At 72.8% G+C, this 16,050-nt stretch carries 15 protein-coding genes; 8 read left to right on the top strand and 7 right to left on the bottom strand.

Features of this window, described 5'->3' with window-relative positions; genetic code table 11:
* Positions 1-80 precede the first annotated feature (80 nt).
* The 3 genes from QFW96_RS24540 to QFW96_RS24530 are packed head-to-tail and all read right to left on the bottom strand — an operon-like array spanning position 81 to position 1,992.
* Complete coding sequence (locus tag QFW96_RS24540) at positions 81-689, bottom strand: methyltransferase domain-containing protein (protein WP_281458079.1); 609 nt, start codon at positions 687-689, stop codon at positions 81-83.
* Positions 686-1,336, bottom strand: coding sequence for a TIGR04282 family arsenosugar biosynthesis glycosyltransferase (locus QFW96_RS24535; RefSeq protein ID WP_281458078.1), 651 nt, complete (start codon positions 1,334-1,336; stop codon positions 686-688). The genes QFW96_RS24540 and QFW96_RS24535 overlap by 4 nt, the downstream gene beginning before the upstream one ends.
* Positions 1,333-1,992 carry a glycosyltransferase family 2 protein gene (locus QFW96_RS24530; RefSeq protein WP_281458077.1) on the bottom strand — a complete coding sequence of 220 codons (660 nt, stop codon included), beginning with the start codon at positions 1,990-1,992 and terminating at the stop codon, positions 1,333-1,335. Before QFW96_RS24530 ends, QFW96_RS24535 begins: the two co-directional genes overlap by 4 nt.
* 135 nt (positions 1,993-2,127) lie before the next feature.
* Here QFW96_RS24530 and QFW96_RS24525 point away from each other — a divergent pair, with 135 nt between their 5' ends.
* Genes QFW96_RS24525 through QFW96_RS24515 form a run of 3 tightly spaced genes read left to right on the top strand, consistent with a single transcriptional unit; the run spans position 2,128 to position 5,092 of the window.
* A complete protein-coding gene (locus QFW96_RS24525; RefSeq protein ID WP_281458076.1) occupies positions 2,128-3,384 on the top strand; it encodes a hypothetical protein in 1,257 nt (418 codons plus the stop codon).
* A gap of 5 nt (positions 3,385-3,389) precedes the next feature.
* On the top strand, positions 3,390-4,073 hold the full coding sequence (locus QFW96_RS24520) for a response regulator transcription factor (RefSeq protein ID WP_281458075.1): 684 nt from the start codon (positions 3,390-3,392) through the stop codon (positions 4,071-4,073).
* Positions 4,073-5,092 (top strand): sensor histidine kinase, encoded by a 1,020-nt coding sequence (locus QFW96_RS24515; protein ID WP_281458074.1) that lies wholly within the window; start codon positions 4,073-4,075, stop codon positions 5,090-5,092. Before QFW96_RS24520 ends, QFW96_RS24515 begins: the two co-directional genes overlap by 1 nt.
* On the opposite strand, the gene QFW96_RS24510 is transcribed toward QFW96_RS24515, so the two are convergent.
* Complete coding sequence (locus QFW96_RS24510) at positions 5,066-6,118, bottom strand: NAD-dependent epimerase/dehydratase family protein (RefSeq protein WP_281458073.1); 1,053 nt, start codon at positions 6,116-6,118, stop codon at positions 5,066-5,068. The two genes, QFW96_RS24515 and QFW96_RS24510, sit on opposite strands and share 27 nt — an antisense overlap.
* 136 nt (positions 6,119-6,254) lie before the next feature.
* On the opposite strand from QFW96_RS24510, the gene QFW96_RS24505 reads away from it, so the two are divergent.
* From QFW96_RS24505 to QFW96_RS24485, 5 genes are all read left to right on the top strand, one after another.
* Positions 6,255-7,751 carry a molybdopterin-dependent oxidoreductase gene (locus tag QFW96_RS24505; protein WP_281458072.1) on the top strand — a complete coding sequence of 499 codons (1,497 nt, stop codon included), beginning with the start codon at positions 6,255-6,257 and terminating at the stop codon, positions 7,749-7,751.
* A gap of 77 nt (positions 7,752-7,828) precedes the next feature.
* The gene (locus tag QFW96_RS24500) at positions 7,829-8,701 is read left to right on the top strand and encodes an AAA family ATPase (protein ID WP_281458071.1); all 873 of its coding nucleotides are present in this window, start codon (positions 7,829-7,831) and stop codon (positions 8,699-8,701) included.
* Positions 8,698-10,044, top strand: coding sequence for a vWA domain-containing protein (locus QFW96_RS24495; protein WP_281458070.1), 1,347 nt, complete (start codon positions 8,698-8,700; stop codon positions 10,042-10,044). The genes QFW96_RS24500 and QFW96_RS24495 overlap by 4 nt, the downstream gene beginning before the upstream one ends.
* Positions 10,045-10,167: 123 nt before the next feature.
* Positions 10,168-11,814, top strand: a complete 1,647-nt coding sequence (gene lnt, locus QFW96_RS24490; protein WP_281458069.1) for an apolipoprotein N-acyltransferase — start codon at positions 10,168-10,170, stop codon at positions 11,812-11,814.
* A 51-nt stretch (positions 11,815-11,865) separates the two neighbouring features.
* Positions 11,866-12,639 carry a polyprenol monophosphomannose synthase gene (locus QFW96_RS24485; protein WP_281458068.1) on the top strand — a complete coding sequence of 258 codons (774 nt, stop codon included), beginning with the start codon at positions 11,866-11,868 and terminating at the stop codon, positions 12,637-12,639.
* A gap of 272 nt (positions 12,640-12,911) precedes the next feature.
* Here QFW96_RS24485 and QFW96_RS24480 read toward each other — a convergent pair whose 3' ends face one another.
* From QFW96_RS24480 to QFW96_RS24470, 3 genes are all read right to left on the bottom strand, one after another.
* Positions 12,912-13,250, bottom strand: coding sequence for an RNA polymerase-binding protein RbpA (locus QFW96_RS24480; RefSeq protein ID WP_281458067.1), 339 nt, complete (start codon positions 13,248-13,250; stop codon positions 12,912-12,914).
* A 479-nt stretch (positions 13,251-13,729) separates the two neighbouring features.
* Complete coding sequence (locus QFW96_RS24475) at positions 13,730-15,136, bottom strand: MFS transporter (protein WP_281458066.1); 1,407 nt, start codon at positions 15,134-15,136, stop codon at positions 13,730-13,732.
* Between the two features lie 96 nt (positions 15,137-15,232).
* Positions 15,233-16,000: a glycerophosphodiester phosphodiesterase family protein gene (locus QFW96_RS24470; RefSeq protein ID WP_281458065.1), complete on the bottom strand. Its 768-nt coding sequence runs from the start codon at positions 15,998-16,000 to the stop codon at positions 15,233-15,235.
* Between the last annotated feature and the right edge of the window lie 50 nt (positions 16,001-16,050).

The raw sequence follows: 16,050 nt of genomic DNA, 5'->3' as shown, positions 1-16,050 counted from the left end.
CCGGTACCGTTTTTCCGATCGTCCACACTGGACTTATTGTCCCATGCGGGCGGGAATCCTGGTTCTCCGGTCGCCGCGAGTCAAGACGTGCTGCGCAGCTCCGCGAACCAGCGCCCGCCGACCGCGATCACGCGCGGGACGAACCCCGGAGCCAGGCCCGCGATGGCTTCGGCGCCCACCCGGGCCCAGCCGAAGCTGCGGCCCGGTCCGGCGGCGTCGACGACGGCGGTACCGCACCAGATCCCGGTCCCGGGCGGCTCGACCTCCACCCACGCCGCTCCCCCGGGCCGCAGCAACCGGCGGACCCGCCCCAGCAAGGCTCGGGGGTCGCCGCCGATGCCGATGTTGCCGTCGATGAGCAGCGCCTCGCCCCAGCCGCCCTCACCGGGCAGCGGGCCGAAGACGTCGCGGCGCAGCGCCATCGCCCCGCGCCGCACGGTCATCGCGACGGCCAGCGGCGAGCTGTCGATGCCCAGGCACGGCACTCCTGCTCTGGTCAGGGCCTCGGTGAGCCTGCCGGGTCCGCAGCCGATGTCGAGCACGGGACCGGTGCAGGACGCCAGCACGTGCCGGTCGGCGGCCTCGGGAGCGGCGCTCCAGCGCCGTCCCGGCAGCGGACGGCTCGCGCCGTCGCTGGTGCGCAGGGTGGCGGTGGCGCCGCGCAGGGCGGCGTCGAACTCGCCGCTCACCGCGGGCACCCGGCGAGGGCCTCGGCGAAGCGGCTCCCCGGGATCCCGGCGGCGACGGCGCGGGCGTCGGGCATGGTGTCGACGTCGGTGAGCTCGGGCAGCGCCGCGACCCGCAGCCCGGCCTCGCGCAGGGCGAGCAGGGTGCGGCGCCCGGTGTCGGCGCGGGAGGTCGGGATCCCGGCCAGCAGCGCGGCGGCCCGGGGATCGCGGAAGCCGATGGCCCACCAGCCGCCGTCGGCGGCCGGGCCGAGCACGGCGTCGGCGCCGCGCAGCCGGTCGCGGGCCTCGGCGAGCAGTCCGGCGGTGACCTGCGGGGTGTCCATGCCGATCTGCAGCACCGGCAGTCCCAGGCGCGCCGTGTCGGCGTGGGCGGCGGCCAGGCGCTGCGGGAAGTCCGCGCCGCGCTGGGCCAGCAGGGTCGTGGTGCGCAGCCGCGAGCGGAGTTCGGCGGCTCGGGCAGCGCGGTCGATCTCGCCGGTGAGCGCGACGACCGGGTGCGTCGCCGGGGTGGCGTGCACGGCGTCGAGGGTGTCGAGCAGGCTGGCGGCGGCGAGCTCGGCGGCCTGCTCGGGCGTGGCCGGCGGGCACAGGCGCGTCTTGGCCAGGCCGGGCACGGGTGCTTTGGCGACGACGAGCAGCGCGGTCATCGCAGCACCCGGGCCATGTCGCGGGTGGCGCGCAGGGTGCCGCGCAGCGACCCGGAGACCTTCGAGCGGGTGCCCGCGGCCCGGGGCCGGTAGTCGACGTCGATCTCGGCGATGCGCCACCCGGCACGCCCGGCCAGCCGCAGCAGTTCCAGCGGGTAGCCGAAGGCGCGGTCGGCCACCCCGAGCGCGAGGAGGTCGGCGCGGCGCGCGGCGCGGACCGGGGCGATGTCGTGGACCGGCACGCCGTCGCGCCGCAGCAGGGCCGCGATGAGCGCGTTGCCCGCGCGGGCGTGCCACGGCCACGCGCCCGGGGTGGTCGGGACGCGGCGGCCCACCGCCATCTCGGCTCCGGCGCGCACCCGAGCGACGAGCTCGGGCAGCACCGCCGGGTCCAGGGAACCGTCGCAGTCGGCGAAGCACACGATCTCGGTGCGGGCGGCCAGCAGGCCGGTGTGCACGGCGGCGCCGTAGCCGCGGCGGGGTTCGGCGACCACGGTCGCGCCGAGCTCGGCGGCCACCGCCGCGGATCGGTCGCGGGAGCCGTTGTCCACCACGAGAGCGCGGTACCCGGGTGGCAGGGCGGCGAGCACTCCGGGCAGAGCGGCGGCTTCGTCCAGGCAGGGCAGCACGACGTCGACTTCGTTCACAACACCCATGCAAGCGCACAGTGGACGGCCCGAAAACCGCTGCAGCGCTTACCGAATCCTTACGCCGGGGAAGTTCTTACGAGGTTCTGACGGATCGCTCCCACGCGTGGGAAACCACCCCCGCCCACGGCTAGGTTCGCAGCCGTGCCCCGCCGTGCCGACCTGCTCGCCCTGACCGCCGCCGTCCTGGTGGTCGCCGCCACGGCGATCGCCGGCGCGCTGCTCAACCGAATCGGTGTTCCCCTCTTCGCCGACGCCGCGCCGCTGTTCGGCTTCTGGGCACCGCACGTCGGCCCCGGAACGCCCCTGGCGGTGGCGGTCGCCGTGGTCGTGATCGTCTGGGGCCCGGCGGTGTCCGCGCGGCTGCCCTGGCGCGGGCTGCTGGCGGCGAGCTACGCGGCCGCGCTGGCGTGGACGGTGTCGCTGGCGCTGGTCGGCGGGTGGCGCGGCGGCATCACCGAACGGCTCACCGACTGGACCGAATACCTGCACGACGTGCCCCGGGTGCACGACATCGGCGTCGTGCTCGCCGAGTTCACCCGGCACGTCCTGGCAGGTCAGCCCGAGTCGTGGACGGTGCACGTGTCGGGTCATCCGCCCGGGGTGCTGCTGGTGTACACCTGGCTGGACCGGCTCGGGCTCGGCGGCGGCACCTGGGCATCGGTGGTGACGCTGCTGGTCGGGGCCCTGGCCGCGGTCGCGGTCCCGGCGACGGTCAAGGCGCTGCGCGACGAGCCCGCGGCCCGCGCGGTGATCCCGTTCGTGGTGCTGTTCCCGGGCGCGGTGTGGATGGGCGTCTCGGCCGACGGGCTGTTCACCGGGGTCACCACCGTCGGCATCGCCCTGCTGGCGCGACGTCGCGCGCTGCTGGCCGGGCTGCTGCTGGGCTTCTCGCTGTACCTCAGCTACGGCCTCACCCTCGTGGCCGTGCTCGCGCTCGCCGTCGTCGCGCTCGACCGCTCCTGGCGCTCGCTGCTGATCGCCGCCCTGGGGGCATCGCTGGTCGTCGCGGCGTTCACCGCGGCGGGGTTCTGGTGGCTCGACGGCTACCACCTGGTCGTCCAGCGCTACCACCAGGGCGATTTCGCGCAGCGCCCCTACGCCTACTGGGTCTTCGGCAACCTCGGCGCGTTCCTGCTCTCCGCCGGTCCCCTCGCGGCGGCCGCCTCCTTCCGGAGCTCCTCCCCGGCCCGGTGGCTGGTGGTCGCCGCGGGGGCGGCCGTGGTGGTGGCGGACCTGTCCGGGTTGAGCAAGGCTGAGGTCGAGCGGATCTGGTTGCCGTTCGCGGTGTGGTTCGCTGTGGCCGGTGCGCTGCTGCCCGCCGCCTCCCGGCGCTGGTGGCTGGGCGCGCAGGCGGTGACGGCGCTGGGCGTCGAACACCTGATCGCGACGGGCTGGTGATGGGGATGCGGGTGCTGGTGGTCGACGACGACCACGCGGTGCGCGACGTCGTGCGCCGCTACCTGGAACGCGCCGGTTACGAGGTGTTCCTCGCCGGTGACGGCGAGGAGGCCCTGCGCACCTACGCCGACCGCAGGCCCGACCTGATCGTGCTCGACCTGATGCTGCCCGGCCTCGGCGGTCTGGAGGTCTGCCGCCGGGTCCGCGAGCACGGCTCGGTGCCGGTGGTGATGCTGACCGCGCTCGGCGAGGAGTCCGACCGGGTCGCAGGCCTGGAGCTGGGCGCCGACGACTACGTCGTCAAGCCGTTCAGCCCCCGCGAGCTCGTGCTGCGGGTGACCTCGGTGCTGCGCCGCGCCTCCCACGCGCCCCCGGCCGCGCAGGAGTCCCTCGCGGACGGTTCGCTGGTGCTGGACCCGGGTGCGCGCCGCTGCACCCTCGACGGGGTGGAGCTGTCGCTGACCATCCGCGAGTTCGACCTGCTCGCGCACCTGATGCGCAACCCCCGCCGCGCCTTCACCCGGGCCGAGCTGCTGGAATCGGTGTGGGGCTGGAACTTCGGCGACCAGTCGACCGTGACCGTCCACATGCGGCGGTTGCGGGAGAAGATCGAACCGCGACCCGACCGCCCCGACCGGATCAGCACCGTGTGGGGCGTGGGCTACCGCTACGACCCCGAGGTGGGCTGATGGACCTGCTCACCGAGCTCACCCACGTCGCGCCGTACGCGATCGGCCTGTCCCTGCCGGTCGCGCTGATCGGCGCCGGGCTGCTGTACCTGCTGCGGCACCGCTCGCTGGCCACGACGCTGACCGTGCTGGTGGTCGTGCCGCTGGCGGCGACGCTGGCCGGAGTTCTCGGCGTCACCGGATTCATGTTCGGCCCGCTGCTGACCACCGTGGTCGTCATCTGCACCGCCGTCGGCGTGATCACCGCGCCGATCGCGGTCGTGCTGGGCCGCACCATCGCCCGCCGCAGCGTGTGGGAGCGCGAGGCCCGCGCCCGCGAGCGCGCCGCCGAGGCCTCGCGGCGCGAGCTGGTCGCCTGGATCAGCCACGACCTGCGCACCCCGCTGGCGGGCATCCGCGCGATGGCCGAGGCGCTGGCCGACGGGGTCGTGGACGAGCGCGGCGAGGTCTGCTCCTACGCCGACCGCATCCGCGGCGAGACCGAACGCCTGTCGCGGATGGTGGACGACCTCTTCGAGCTCTCCCGCATCACAGCGGGCGCCCTGCACCTCGAACTCGGCGCGGTCCCGCTGCACGACGTCGTCAGCGAAGCCGTGGCCGCCGAGAACCCCCGCGCGCAGCGGCGCGGGGTGCGCCTGGCGACCGAGACCGAGCACTGGCCCGTGGTGGCCGGCAGCGACGCAGAACTGGCGCGGGTGGTGCGCAACCTGCTGTCCAACGCCATCCGGCACACCCCGCCGCACGGCTCGGTGGTGCTCTCGGCGGGTCGCGAGGGCGGGCAGGCGTGGCTGCGGGTCGACGACGCCTGCGGCGGCATCGCCGAAACCGAGCTGGATCGGGTCTTCGAGGTCGCCTACCGGGGCGATCAGGCGCGGGGCGACGGCGAGCACGGCGCCGGGCTGGGGCTGGCCATCGCGCGCGGACTGGTCCAGGCCCACCGCGGTGAGATCCGCGCCCGCAACCACGGTCCCGGCTGCCGCTTCGAGGTCCGGCTACCCCTGGCCGACGGCGTCGCGTAGCGGCGCCCCGGCGAACTCGCGCACCCCGTCGGCGAAGTCGACGCGCGCCTGGAACCCCAGCACCCGGCGGGCTTTGGCGGGATCGGCGACGACGTGCCGGACGTCGTTGGGCCGCGCCCCGCCCACCACCTGCGGAGCGGGTCCGCCGCAGGCCGAGGCGAGGGATTCGGCGAGTTCGCCGATGGTGTGCGGGGTTCCGGAGCAGACGTTGACCGCGTCCAGTTCCCCCTGCGGCGCAGGGGTTTCCACCGCCGCGAGGTTGGCGGCGGCCACGTCGCGGACGTGCACGAAGTCGCGTCGCTGCCGCCCGTCCTCCAGCACCTTCGGAGCCTCGCCCCGGTGCAGCGCGGAGCGGAACAGCGACGCGACACCGGCGTAGGGGGTGCCGCTGGGCATCCACGGGCCGTAGACGTTGTGGTAGCGCAGCGCCCGCACGTCTCCCCCGGTCTGCCGCGCCCAGGCGGCGGCGAGGTGCTCCTGCGCGAGCTTGGTGGCGGCGTAGGTGCTGCGCGGGTCCAGCGGAGCGTCCTCCGGGACGAGCTCGCTGGTCAGCGGCTTCCCGCAGCGCGGGCACGGCGGCTCGAACCTCCCGGCCTCGACGTCCTCGGCACGCCGCCGGCCGGGGCGGACGTCGCCGTGCTCGGTGCAGCGGTAGCGGCCCTCGCCGTAGACGACCATCGAGGAGGCCAGCACCAGCCGCCGCACCCCGGTCTCGTGCATCGCGGCCAGCAGCACCGCCGTGCCGAGGTCGTTGTGGGCGGCGTAATCGGGCATGTCGGAGGGGTCGACGCCGTGGCCGACCATCGCGGCCTGGTGGCACACGACGTCGACGCCGCGCAGCAGCCGCCGCACCAGCTCCGCGTCGCGGACATCACCGCGCACCAACGGGAACCGGGTCCGCGGCGGCGCCCCGTGGGCTTGGGGCAGCAGGGCGTCGAGGGCCACGATCTCGTGGCCGTGGTCGGTGAGGGCCTCGGCGACGGCCGAGCCGATGAACCCGGCGGCGCCGGTCAGCAGGATGCGCACGCCCCGACGCTAGGGCCGCCCCGGCCGGGACGGGGCCGTCCGGGCCGGGATGTCATCGATCCACAAGAACTTTCGGCTCCCTTACGCCTCGCCCGCACCTCTGGCGCGGCGGTCGCGGCAGGGCTCGAATGAAACCATGACCTCGCTCTCCCGTGGCCGAGCCGCCGCGATCGGACTCATCGCGGCGGGCTCGGCGCTGGCCGCCGGGCACCTGGTGGCCGGTTTCGGCGATCCGCGCACCTCTCCCCCGGTCGCCGTCGGCGGCGCGTTCATCGACCTGGTGCCGCCCGGGGTGAAGGAGTTCGCGGTGGCGCTGTTCGGCACCGCCGACAAGATAGCGCTGCTCACCGGCATGGGCGTGGTCATCGCCGCCCTCGCCGTCACCGCCGGTTTGCTCTCGCGGCACCGGGTGCTGCCGGGCGCGCTGATCATCGGCGCGTTCGGGCTCGTCGGGATCGCGGCGGCGCTGAGCAGGCCCGAGGGTGCCGCGCTGCCCGCGGTGGTATCGCTGATCGTGGGGGTGGGCGTGTTCACCGGGCTGCACCGGCTCGGCGGCCGGCCCGCGACCACCGAGTTCGAACGGCGCCGGTTCCTGGCGACCTCCGGCCTCGTCGTGGTCGGCGCCGGACTCGCCGGTATCGCCGGAACCGCCAAGCAGTCCAGCACCGCCACCTCCCAGCAGCAGGTCGCCGCGCGACTGCCGAAGCTGCCGGCACCGGCGATCCCACCCGGCGCGGACTTCGTCGCCGACGGCACGCCGCCGTTCGTCACCCCCAACCGCGACTTCTACCGGATCGACACGGCCCTGGTCGTGCCCCGGCTGCGCGCCGAGGACTGGCGGCTGCGGCTGCACGGCATGGTCGAGCGCGAGCTGGACCTGTCCTTCGCCGACCTGCTCGCCCGCCGCCTGGAGTCGCGCACGATCACCCTCGCCTGCGTGTCCAACGAGGTCGGCGGCAACCTCATCTCCACCGCGCACTTCGTCGGCGTGCCGGTGCGCGACCTGCTGCTGGAGGCCGGGGTGCGGCCGGGCGCGCAGCAGCTGATCACCACCAGCACCGACGGCTACAGCGCGGGCACGCCCGTCGACCTCCTCCTGGAACCCGACCGCGGCGCGCTGCTGGCGTTCGAGATGAACGGAGAACCGCTGCCCGCCCAGCACGGCTTCCCCGTGCGCATGGTCGTGCCCGGCCTCTACGGCTACGTCTCCGCCACCAAGTGGCTGGTCGACGCCGAGGTCACCACCTTCGACCGGCAGGCCTACTGGCAGCAGCGCGGGTGGTCCCGGTTCGGGCCGATCAAGACCCAGTCCCGCATCGACCGCCCGCAGCGCGGCGCCCAGGTCCCGGCCGGGCAGGTGACGGTGGCCGGGATCGCCTGGGCCCAGCACACCGGCATCGACGCGGTGCACGTCCGCGTCGACGGCGGACCGTGGCAACCCGCCGAGCTGGCCACCGAGGCGGGCCGCGACACCTGGCGGATGTGGCGGGCCAGGCTGGACCTGCCGCCGGGCGAGCACGTCGTGCAGTGCCGGGCCACCGACCGCACCGGCACCCCGCAGACCGAGACCCGCCGGGGTGTCGTCCCCGACGGCGCGACGGGCCTGCACGAGATCACCTTCCGCTGCGGGTGAGCGGCGTCACTTCCGTTGGACAGCACCACGCGAACTGAGCAACCGTTCGGTATGGGACTCGGTGAGGGGAGCGCGCGGTGAGCGACGGCGGGACGGGCATCTTCGAGTCGGTGGACGACGTCGTCGAGCAACTGGCCGAAACCGGCTACCTCGCCTCGAACGCCGTGGCCACCACGGTGTTCCTGGCCGACCGGCTCGGCAAGCCGCTGCTGGTCGAGGGACCGGCCGGGGTCGGCAAGACCGAACTGGCCAAGGCCGTCGCGACCGTCGCCGAGGCCCGCCTGGTCCGGTTGCAGTGCTACGAGGGCATCGACGAGGCCCGCGCGCTCTACGAGTGGAACCACGCCAAGCAGCTGCTGCGCATCACCGCCGGTCGCGACGAGACCTGGGACGAGGCCCGCACCGACATCTTCAGCGAGGAGTTCCTGCTCCCCCGGCCGCTGCTCACGGCCATCAGCGGCGACGAGCCGACGGTGCTGCTCATCGACGAGACCGACAAGGCCGACGTCGAGGTCGAGGGCCTGCTGCTGGAGGTGCTCAGCGACTTCCAGGTCACCGTGCCCGAGCTCGGCACCGTCAGCGCCTCCCGGCGGCCGTTCGTGGTGCTGACCTCCAACGCCACCCGCGAGCTGTCCGAGGCGCTGCGGCGCCGCTGCCTGTTCCTGCACATCGACTTCCCCGACGCCGAGCTGGAGCAGCGCATCCTGCGGCTCAAGGTCCCGGGCCTCGACGAGGCGCTGGCCTCCTCGGTCGTCGAGCTGGTCGGGGCGCTGCGCGGGATGCAGCTGCGCAAGTCGCCGTCGGTGGCCGAGACGATCGACTGGGCCCGCACGCTGCTGGCGCTGGGCGCCGACACCCTCGACGAGGAGGTGGTGCGCGACAGCCTCGGCGTCATCCTCAAGCACCAGGACGACGTCCGGCGGGCCACCGAGAAGCTGGTCGTGCCATGACCTTGCAGGCCCGCCTGGTCGGTTTCGCCGGGGCGCTGCGCGAGCAGGGGCTGCGCATCGGTCCGGGCGAGACCGTCGACGCCGCCGCTGCCGCCGAGGTCCTCGGCATGGCCGACCGGGAGCGGTTGCGCGAGGGCCTGGCCGCCGCGCTGCTGCGCACCGACGGGCAGCGCAAGGTCTTCGACGCGGCCTTCGACCTCTACTTTCCCAGCGGCGTCGGCGCACCCGAGAGCGCCCGCGACGGCGATCCCGAAGACCTGGAGCAGCGGCTCGTGGAGGCGCTGGCCGGCGACGACTCCGGCGCCCTGTCGCAGCTGGCCGGGGAGGCGGTGGACGCGCTCGGGCACTTCGGCGGCGAGGGCGGGCCGCAGGGCTGGTCGGCGCACCAGACCTTGGAGCGGCTGCAACCGCAGACGCTGCTCGCCCGGGTCCTCGCGGCCATGCGCGCCGGAACCGTGGAGGACTTCACCGATCGGCTGGATCGCGACGAGATCCGCCGCCGCATCGACGGTTTCCGCGAGAAGGTCCGCACCGAGGCCCGACGTCGGTCCGCGGAGCTGCGCGGCACCGACCACGTCGCCAAGCACGCCATCACCCCCAGCGCCGACCAGGTCGACTTCCTCAACGCGGGGCGCGATCAGCTCGCCGAGCTGCGCCGCGCCGTGCAGCCGCTGGCCCGCAAGCTCGCCACCCGCATGGCTGCCCGGCGGCGCCGCGCCAGCCGCGGCGGCATCGACCTGCGCCGGACGCTGCGCCGCTCGCTGTCCACCGGCGGCGTGCCGCTGCGCCCCGCCTACCAGCACCACCGCCCGGCCCGGCCGGAGATCGTGCTGCTGTGCGACGTGTCGGGCTCGGTGGCCGGGTTCGCGAACTTCACGATGCTGCTGGTCCAAGCGCTGCACGACCAGTTCAGCAAGGTGCGGGTGTTCGCCTTCGTCAACCGCACCGACGAGGTCACCCACCTCGTCGAACCCGGCGCCGCCGATCCGGCCGAGCTCGGGCGCCGCGTGCTCACCGAGGCGGAGGTGACCGGCTGGCACGACAGCAGCGACTACGGCCACGCGCTCGGCGAGTTCGCCGAGCGCCACCTGGACGCGGTCGGCCCGCGCACCTCGGTGCTGGTGCTCGGCGACGCCCGCACCAACGGCTGGAACCCCAACCTGGAGGCGCTGCACCTGATCAAGGAGCGCTCCCGGCGGGTGTTCTGGCTCAACCCGGAACCGGAGAACCGCTGGTCGACGGGCGATTCAGCGGCCCTGGAGTACGCGGCCATCGCCGAGATGCACGAGTGCCGCAACACCCGCCGCCTCACCCACCTCGTCTCGACTCTCCTGCCCGTCTGACGACCGCCGGGGCAGGAGCGCGCGGTCCTGCGCGTACATTTGGGTCGAGGCGCGTCTGGGGCGCGCCGGCAACGTTGGTGGCCCCGGTCCGGGGCCGACATGAGCACCGAGAAGGTTGATCGGGTGGTAGTCCCCACGGCTCCTGCGCAGGACGTCGCGCAGCCGGTTCGACGCACTCCCGGACCGCGGGCCGCGTGGGCGCTGCGCCTCGTCGCGGTGATCGCCGCCGGGTTCGCCCTCTACGCGGGGTCACCGCCGCGCGAGGCCTGGTGGGTCGCGCCGCTGGCGATCGCGGTGCTGGGCGCCGTGGTGCGCCACCGCAGTGCGCGCGCGGGCTTCGGCTACGGCGTGGTGTTCGGCTTCGCGTTCCTGCTGCCTCTGCTGGGCTGGCTGCAGGACTTCCTCGGCGCCGACTTCGGCCCCTGGCCCTGGCTGGGCGTGGCCGCGGTGGAGGCGCTGTTCATCGGCCTGGCCGGTGCCGGGATGGCCCTGGTCAGCCGCCTTCCGGTGGCTCCGGTGTGGATGGCGGCGGTGTTCGTCACCGCCGAGTCGGTGCGCTCGGCGTTCCCCTTCGGCGGTTTCCCGTGGGGCAGGCTGGCCTTCACCCAGGACACCGGTCCGATGCTGTCGCTGGCCGCGATCGGCGGCGCCACCCTGGTCTCCTTCGCCGTGGCCCTGGCCGGGTCCGGCCTGGCGGAGTTGATCGGGCGGGCTGGGCTGATCGGGCGGGCTGGGCTGATCGGGCGGGCTGGGCTGATCGGGCGGGCTGGCCTCATCGGGCGGGCTGGGCTGATCCGCGCCCCGCGCCGCTGGGCGGTGCCGGTGGCCGCGATCGCGGTGCCGCTGCTGGGCGGGCTGGCGTGCTGGCCGCTGGTGGGCACCGACGCCAACGCCGGGACCAAGCGGGTGGCGATCATCCAGGGCAACGCCCCCAACCTCGGCCTGGGCCTGCTCTACGAGGACGACGTGCTGCACGACAACCACGTGCGCGCCGCTGAGGAGCTCGTGGACGACGTGCAGGCCGGGCGCGTGCCCAAACCCGACTTCGTGCTGTTCCCGGAGCAGGTCGGCAGCTGGGGCCCGGCACGCAGCGATCCGGAGCTGTCGGCGATCGCCTCCCGGCTGGGGGTGCCGCTGATCGTCGGCGGGCTGGGGCAGGACCGCGACCAGCAGCTGCGCAACGAGATCGTGCGCTGGGACCCGGAGACCGGCTTCGGCGACCGCTACGTCAAGCAGCACCTGGTGCCCTTCGCCGAGACGATCCCGATGCGCGAGGTCGCGCGCCTGGTCAGCCCGTTCGTGGACCGCTTCCAGTCCGACATGGTCCCGGGCGACGACCCGGGCGTGCTCGACGTCGCGGGCCTGAAGCTGGGCGTGGGCATCTGCTACGACGTCGCCTACGACGACGTGTTCGGCCCGGCCGCGGCGGAGGGCGCCACGCTGCTGGCGGTGCCCACCAACAACGCCTGGTACGGGCATTCCGAGATGAGCTACCAGCAGCTGGCGATGTCGCGGCTGCGCGCGGTGGAGACGGGTCGCGCGGTGCTGGTCGGCGCGACCAGCGGGGTCAGCGCCGTGGTGGCGCCGGACGGGTCGGTGGCCGCGCGGACGGAGCTGTTCACCGAGCAGAACCTGGTCGCCGAGGTTCCGCTGCGGTCGAATCGAACCTGGGCGACCGAGCTCGGTTCGGTTCCGATGTGGACACTGGCGGTGCTGGGGGTGGGCGCGATCGCGGCCGCCGGGTGGCGGGCGCGGAAGTCCGGCGCCTGATCGACGAACGAGTGCGCGGCCGGTCGGCGACGACCGGCTAGGAGGATGTGGATGGCGAGGCAAGCGCCGGCCGAGAAGGTGCTGGTGGTGATCCCGACCTACAACGAGCGGGAGAACCTGGAGCCGATCGTGCGGCGGCTGTTCGACGCGCTGCCGACGGCGAACGTGCTGGTCGTCGACGACGGCAGCCCCGACGGCACCGGTGAGGTCGCCGACCGGCTGGCGGCCGAGGACGACCGGGTGCACGTCCTGCACCGCACGGCGAAGGCCGGTCTGGGGGCCGCGTACGTCGCCGGGTTCGAGTGGGCCCTGGCTCGCGATCACACGGCGATCATGGAGATGGACGCCGACGGCTCGCACGCCCCGGAGGACCTGCCGCGCCTGGTCGGCATGCTCGGTGAGCGGGGCACGGGCGCCGACGTGGTCCTGGGCTCCCGCTACGTCACGGGCGGTCGCACGGTGAACTGGCCCTGGTACCGGGAGTTCCTGTCCCGGGGCGCCAACCTCTACTCCAAGCTCGCCCTGGGCGTCCCGATCAACGACATCACCTCGGGCTACCGCGTCTACCGCCGAGAGGTCCTGGAAACCCTCCAGCTGCACAACGTCGCCTCGCAGGGCTACTGCTTCCAGGTGGACCTGGCCCTGCGCGCGGTGGAAGCGGGCTTCAAGGTCGCCGAAGTCCCCATCACCTTCGTCGAACGAGAGCTCGGCACCTCCAAGATGGACGCCGACATCGTCAAGGAAGCCCTGCTCAGGGTCACCACGTGGGGAATCCGCAGAAGAACCACCCAAGCAACGAGAACCGCACGCCAGCTACTCCCCTGATCCACGTCAGGCAACCGGCGAAGCCGGTTTCTCAGTACCCCACCTGAGCAACTGGCACCGCCGCGGGTTCTGACACGTCTTCTGGGGAGCCGACGTGTCGTGTATCGGCATACATGAGCCTCGGATCCCGGAGCCAGAAGGCGTGTCAGGTTCCGCTACCCGCACCGCCAAGCAACAAGACCACGGAGCAGTTGATCTTTAAACCCTACCCCGGACACACGTAAGCGCCCGAGCCACAAGTAAGAGCCCGGGCGCTTGCGATGTTCAATGAATCAACGACCCCGACGAGTCCTCAACAGCTCCAGCCGCTCGTTGAGCAGCTCTTCGAGCTCAGGGATCGTGCGCCGTTCGAGCAGCATGTCCCAGTGGGTGCGCGGCGGCTTGCTCTTCTTCTGCTCCGGCTCGTTGCCGTCGATGATCTTCGACTCGGTGCCGTGCAGGCGGCATTCCCAAGTCGGGGGGACCTCGGCGTCGTCGGAGAAGGGCACCTCGAACTCGTGGCTCTTGGGGCAGGCGTAGCGCACCGTCCGGCGCGGTGCGAGGTCGTGGTTACGGTCGGTCTCGTAGCTGACAGCTCCGAGCCGGCTGCCACGCAGAACGCGGTCGGCCATGACGGTTCCTTTCCCTTCGGCTCGGGCGCAGTTCCCGAGCGGTTGTGCTCACCGTGTGCAACGACGGAGTACCCGTCGTCTGTTCCCGGTGTCGTGCTGCTGGTCGCCGTCGGTGACATTGTTCACCCGTCAACGACGGCTGTCCTCCTAGGGACGCGGCCAGGTCGCGTTCGTGACGCGTTCTCCCGACAGCAATCCGTAGGTGGGTTCGAACGGGTGATAGTGCCAGATGTCCGGTCACTACCGCCAAGCAGGACCCCGGATTGTTAGTCATTGTGGGATGCAGATCACGACCCGTACGGCCGAAGGACCTGCCCTGGACGTGACTGCTCGTAATGCCATGATCCTCCCCGTGATCACAACGCAGCGTACTGGCATATTCCGTTTCCGCGGATTCCCCGCACCACCTAGATCACCAGCATGGAGCAATGCGCGCTCGATCGCGAGACGAACACGCCTGATCACGCTGCGCACATGACTCAGAGCAGCTCCGGTGCCCGGTTGCCCACCGCCTCGATGGCCCGGCGGACCGGCACCAGCGCGACCAGCACCAGGCCGACCGCGAAGAAGATCACCAGCGAGATGATGGCCAGCCGGAACGAGCCGGTCGCCTGACCGACCCCGGCGAACACCAGCGGCCCGAGCCACGACGTCGAGCGCTCCCCCACCTCGTAGAGCGAGAAGTACTCGGCCTCGCGGCCCGGCGGAATCATCTGGCTGAACAACGAACGGGACAGCGCGTTGGTGCCCCCGAGGACGAGACCGATCCCCACGGCCAGCCCGTAGAACTGCATCTGCTGCCCGGCCTGCACGAAGTAGGCCGCCACCAGCACCAGCAACCAGAACGCCAGGCTGACCAGGATGGTCTTCTTCGCGCCGATCCGGCGGGCCAGCACCCCGTGCAGCACACCGCCGACGAAGGCGATGAACTGCACGATCAGCAGCGTCACGATCAGCGAGTCCTGCGGCAGCTTGAGCTCCAGGCTGCCGTACTGCGCCGAGACCTGGGAGACCGTGGAGATGCCGTCGGTGTAGATCCAGTAGGCGCCCAGGAACGCCAGGGTCAGCGGGAAGTGCTTGGCCTCGCGCAGCGTGTGCAGCAGCTGCTTGAAGCCCGCGGTGACCGCCGCGGTTCCCCTCTCCCCGCCCTCGGGCGCCTGGTGCCTGCGCAGCGCGGTCAGCGGCAGCAGCGTGAACACCGCCCACCAGACGCCGGAGGAGAAGAAGATCAGCCGGACGGCCGCCGACTCCGACAGGCCCACGGCGTCGTGCCCGAGGTAGATGACCAGGTGCAGCGCCAGCGCCGTGCCGCCGCCGAGGTAGCCGATCGCCCAGCCGCGGGTGGAGACCCGGTCGCGCTCGTCGGCGTCGGCGATCTCGGGCAGGAACGAGTAGTAGACGACGATCGAGGCGCCGAAGCAGATGTTGCCGATGATGAACAGCACCACGCCCAGCTGCCAGTTCTGCCCGGCGACCAGCGCGAGCAGCCCGGTGGTGAACGCGCCGCCGAAGGCGAAGATCGCCAGCATCATGCGCTTGTTCTGGGTGCGGTCGGCGATGGCGCCGGTGATCGGCAGCACCACGACCTGCACCACCGTGGCCACCGACAGCAGGTAACCCCACAGCGACCCGGCAGGGAACGTCAGCCCCAGCATCGAGATGTCGCAGTTGACCAGCGAGTTGTCGCCGGCGCAGGCGTTCAGGCCGTTGCGCGCGACGTCGGCCTTGGCCGCGGCGGTGGCCACCGAGGTCAGGTACAGCGAGAGGAAGACGGTGGTCACCGACGTGGGGAACACCGAGTTCGCCCAGTCGTACCAGCACCAGCCGCGTTGTTCCCGCCGACGCTGCGCGGTCCCGGGTCCCGCTTCGCTGTCCATCACGCTCATTCCGTTCGGTCCTCCGGCGGAGTGGATCACTCGATTGGAGGCACCATACTGGCTACCGGAGTGGTCGTGAGACGCACTCGCGCACGATTCTTCCGCTTATCCCGCGACGCGTTCCCGCAGCAACCCGTTCAGCAGGTCGGGCCGGTCGGTGACCAGCCCGTCCACGCCGAGATCCAGCAGCCGCCGCATCTCCGCGGGGTCGTCGACGGTCCACACGTGGACCTCCACGCCCCACCGGTGCGCCAGGGCCACGAACCGCTCGTCGACGACCTCCAGCCCCTGGTGCCGCACGGGGACCTGCACGGCCGCTCCCCGGATCAGCTTCCGCCGGAACAGCGACCCGGCCCGCGAGCACGCCCACAGCGCCGCGACACCGCGCTGCCCGGTGGAGGTCAGCAGGCGTCCCCCGCCGACCTTGCGCAGCAGGGTCAGCCGCCGGTCGTCGAAGGAGGCCAGGCACACCCGGTCCCAGGCGTTGTGCCTGCGCAGGGTCCGCAGGACCGGTCCGGCGGCGCTGTCGGCCTTGACGTCGATGTTGAGCAGCAGGTCCGGGAACTCCTCCAGCGCCGCGTCCAGGCTCGCCACCGGTTCCCGGCCGCAGATGCGGGCGCGGGCGACCTCCGCGAACGGCAGGCGCGCGATCTCACCCGCCCGGTCGGTGGTGCGCCGCAGGTTCGCGTCGTGGTGCAGCACCACGACACCGTCGGCCGTGGCGTGCACATCGGTCTCGACGTACCGGTAGCCCTCGTCCGCGGCGGCGCGGAAGGCGCTGAGCGAGTTCTCCATGTCGGCGAGTTCGCCGAGGTGCCAGCCGCGGTGGGCGAACGCGCGCGGCAACGGCCCGTCCAGGAAGGGATGCGTCACGAGGACCACTGTCCCCCACCCAGGTGACTCCCGGGTAACCGGCCGGTGGA

The organism is Saccharopolyspora ipomoeae (assembly GCF_029952525.1).
GTDB classification, from domain to species: Bacteria; Actinomycetota; Actinomycetes; order Mycobacteriales; family Pseudonocardiaceae; genus Saccharopolyspora; species Saccharopolyspora ipomoeae.
This window is presented reverse-complemented; position numbering and strand designations above follow the sequence as displayed.

Bases quoted from the DNA above. Each gene is read 5' to 3' on its own strand.
- QFW96_RS24485 (WP_281458068.1), top strand. From the start codon at position 11,866: ATGGCGAGGCAAGCGCCGGCCGAGAAGGTGCTGGTGGTGATCCCGACC.
- QFW96_RS24535 (WP_281458078.1), bottom strand. From the start codon at position 1,336: ATGACCGCGCTGCTCGTCGTCGCCAAAGCACCCGTGCCCGGCCTGGCC.
- QFW96_RS24515 (WP_281458074.1), top strand. From the start codon at position 4,073: ATGGACCTGCTCACCGAGCTCACCCACGTCGCGCCGTACGCGATCGGC.
- QFW96_RS24475 (WP_281458066.1), bottom strand. From the start codon at position 15,136: ATGAGCGTGATGGACAGCGAAGCGGGACCCGGGACCGCGCAGCGTCGG.
- QFW96_RS24480 (WP_281458067.1), bottom strand. From the start codon at position 13,250: ATGGCCGACCGCGTTCTGCGTGGCAGCCGGCTCGGAGCTGTCAGCTAC.
- QFW96_RS24495 (WP_281458070.1), top strand. From the start codon at position 8,698: ATGACCTTGCAGGCCCGCCTGGTCGGTTTCGCCGGGGCGCTGCGCGAG.
- QFW96_RS24520 (WP_281458075.1), top strand. From the start codon at position 3,390: ATGCGGGTGCTGGTGGTCGACGACGACCACGCGGTGCGCGACGTCGTG.
- QFW96_RS24530 (WP_281458077.1), bottom strand. From the start codon at position 1,992: ATGGGTGTTGTGAACGAAGTCGACGTCGTGCTGCCCTGCCTGGACGAA.
- QFW96_RS24505 (WP_281458072.1), top strand. From the start codon at position 6,255: ATGACCTCGCTCTCCCGTGGCCGAGCCGCCGCGATCGGACTCATCGCG.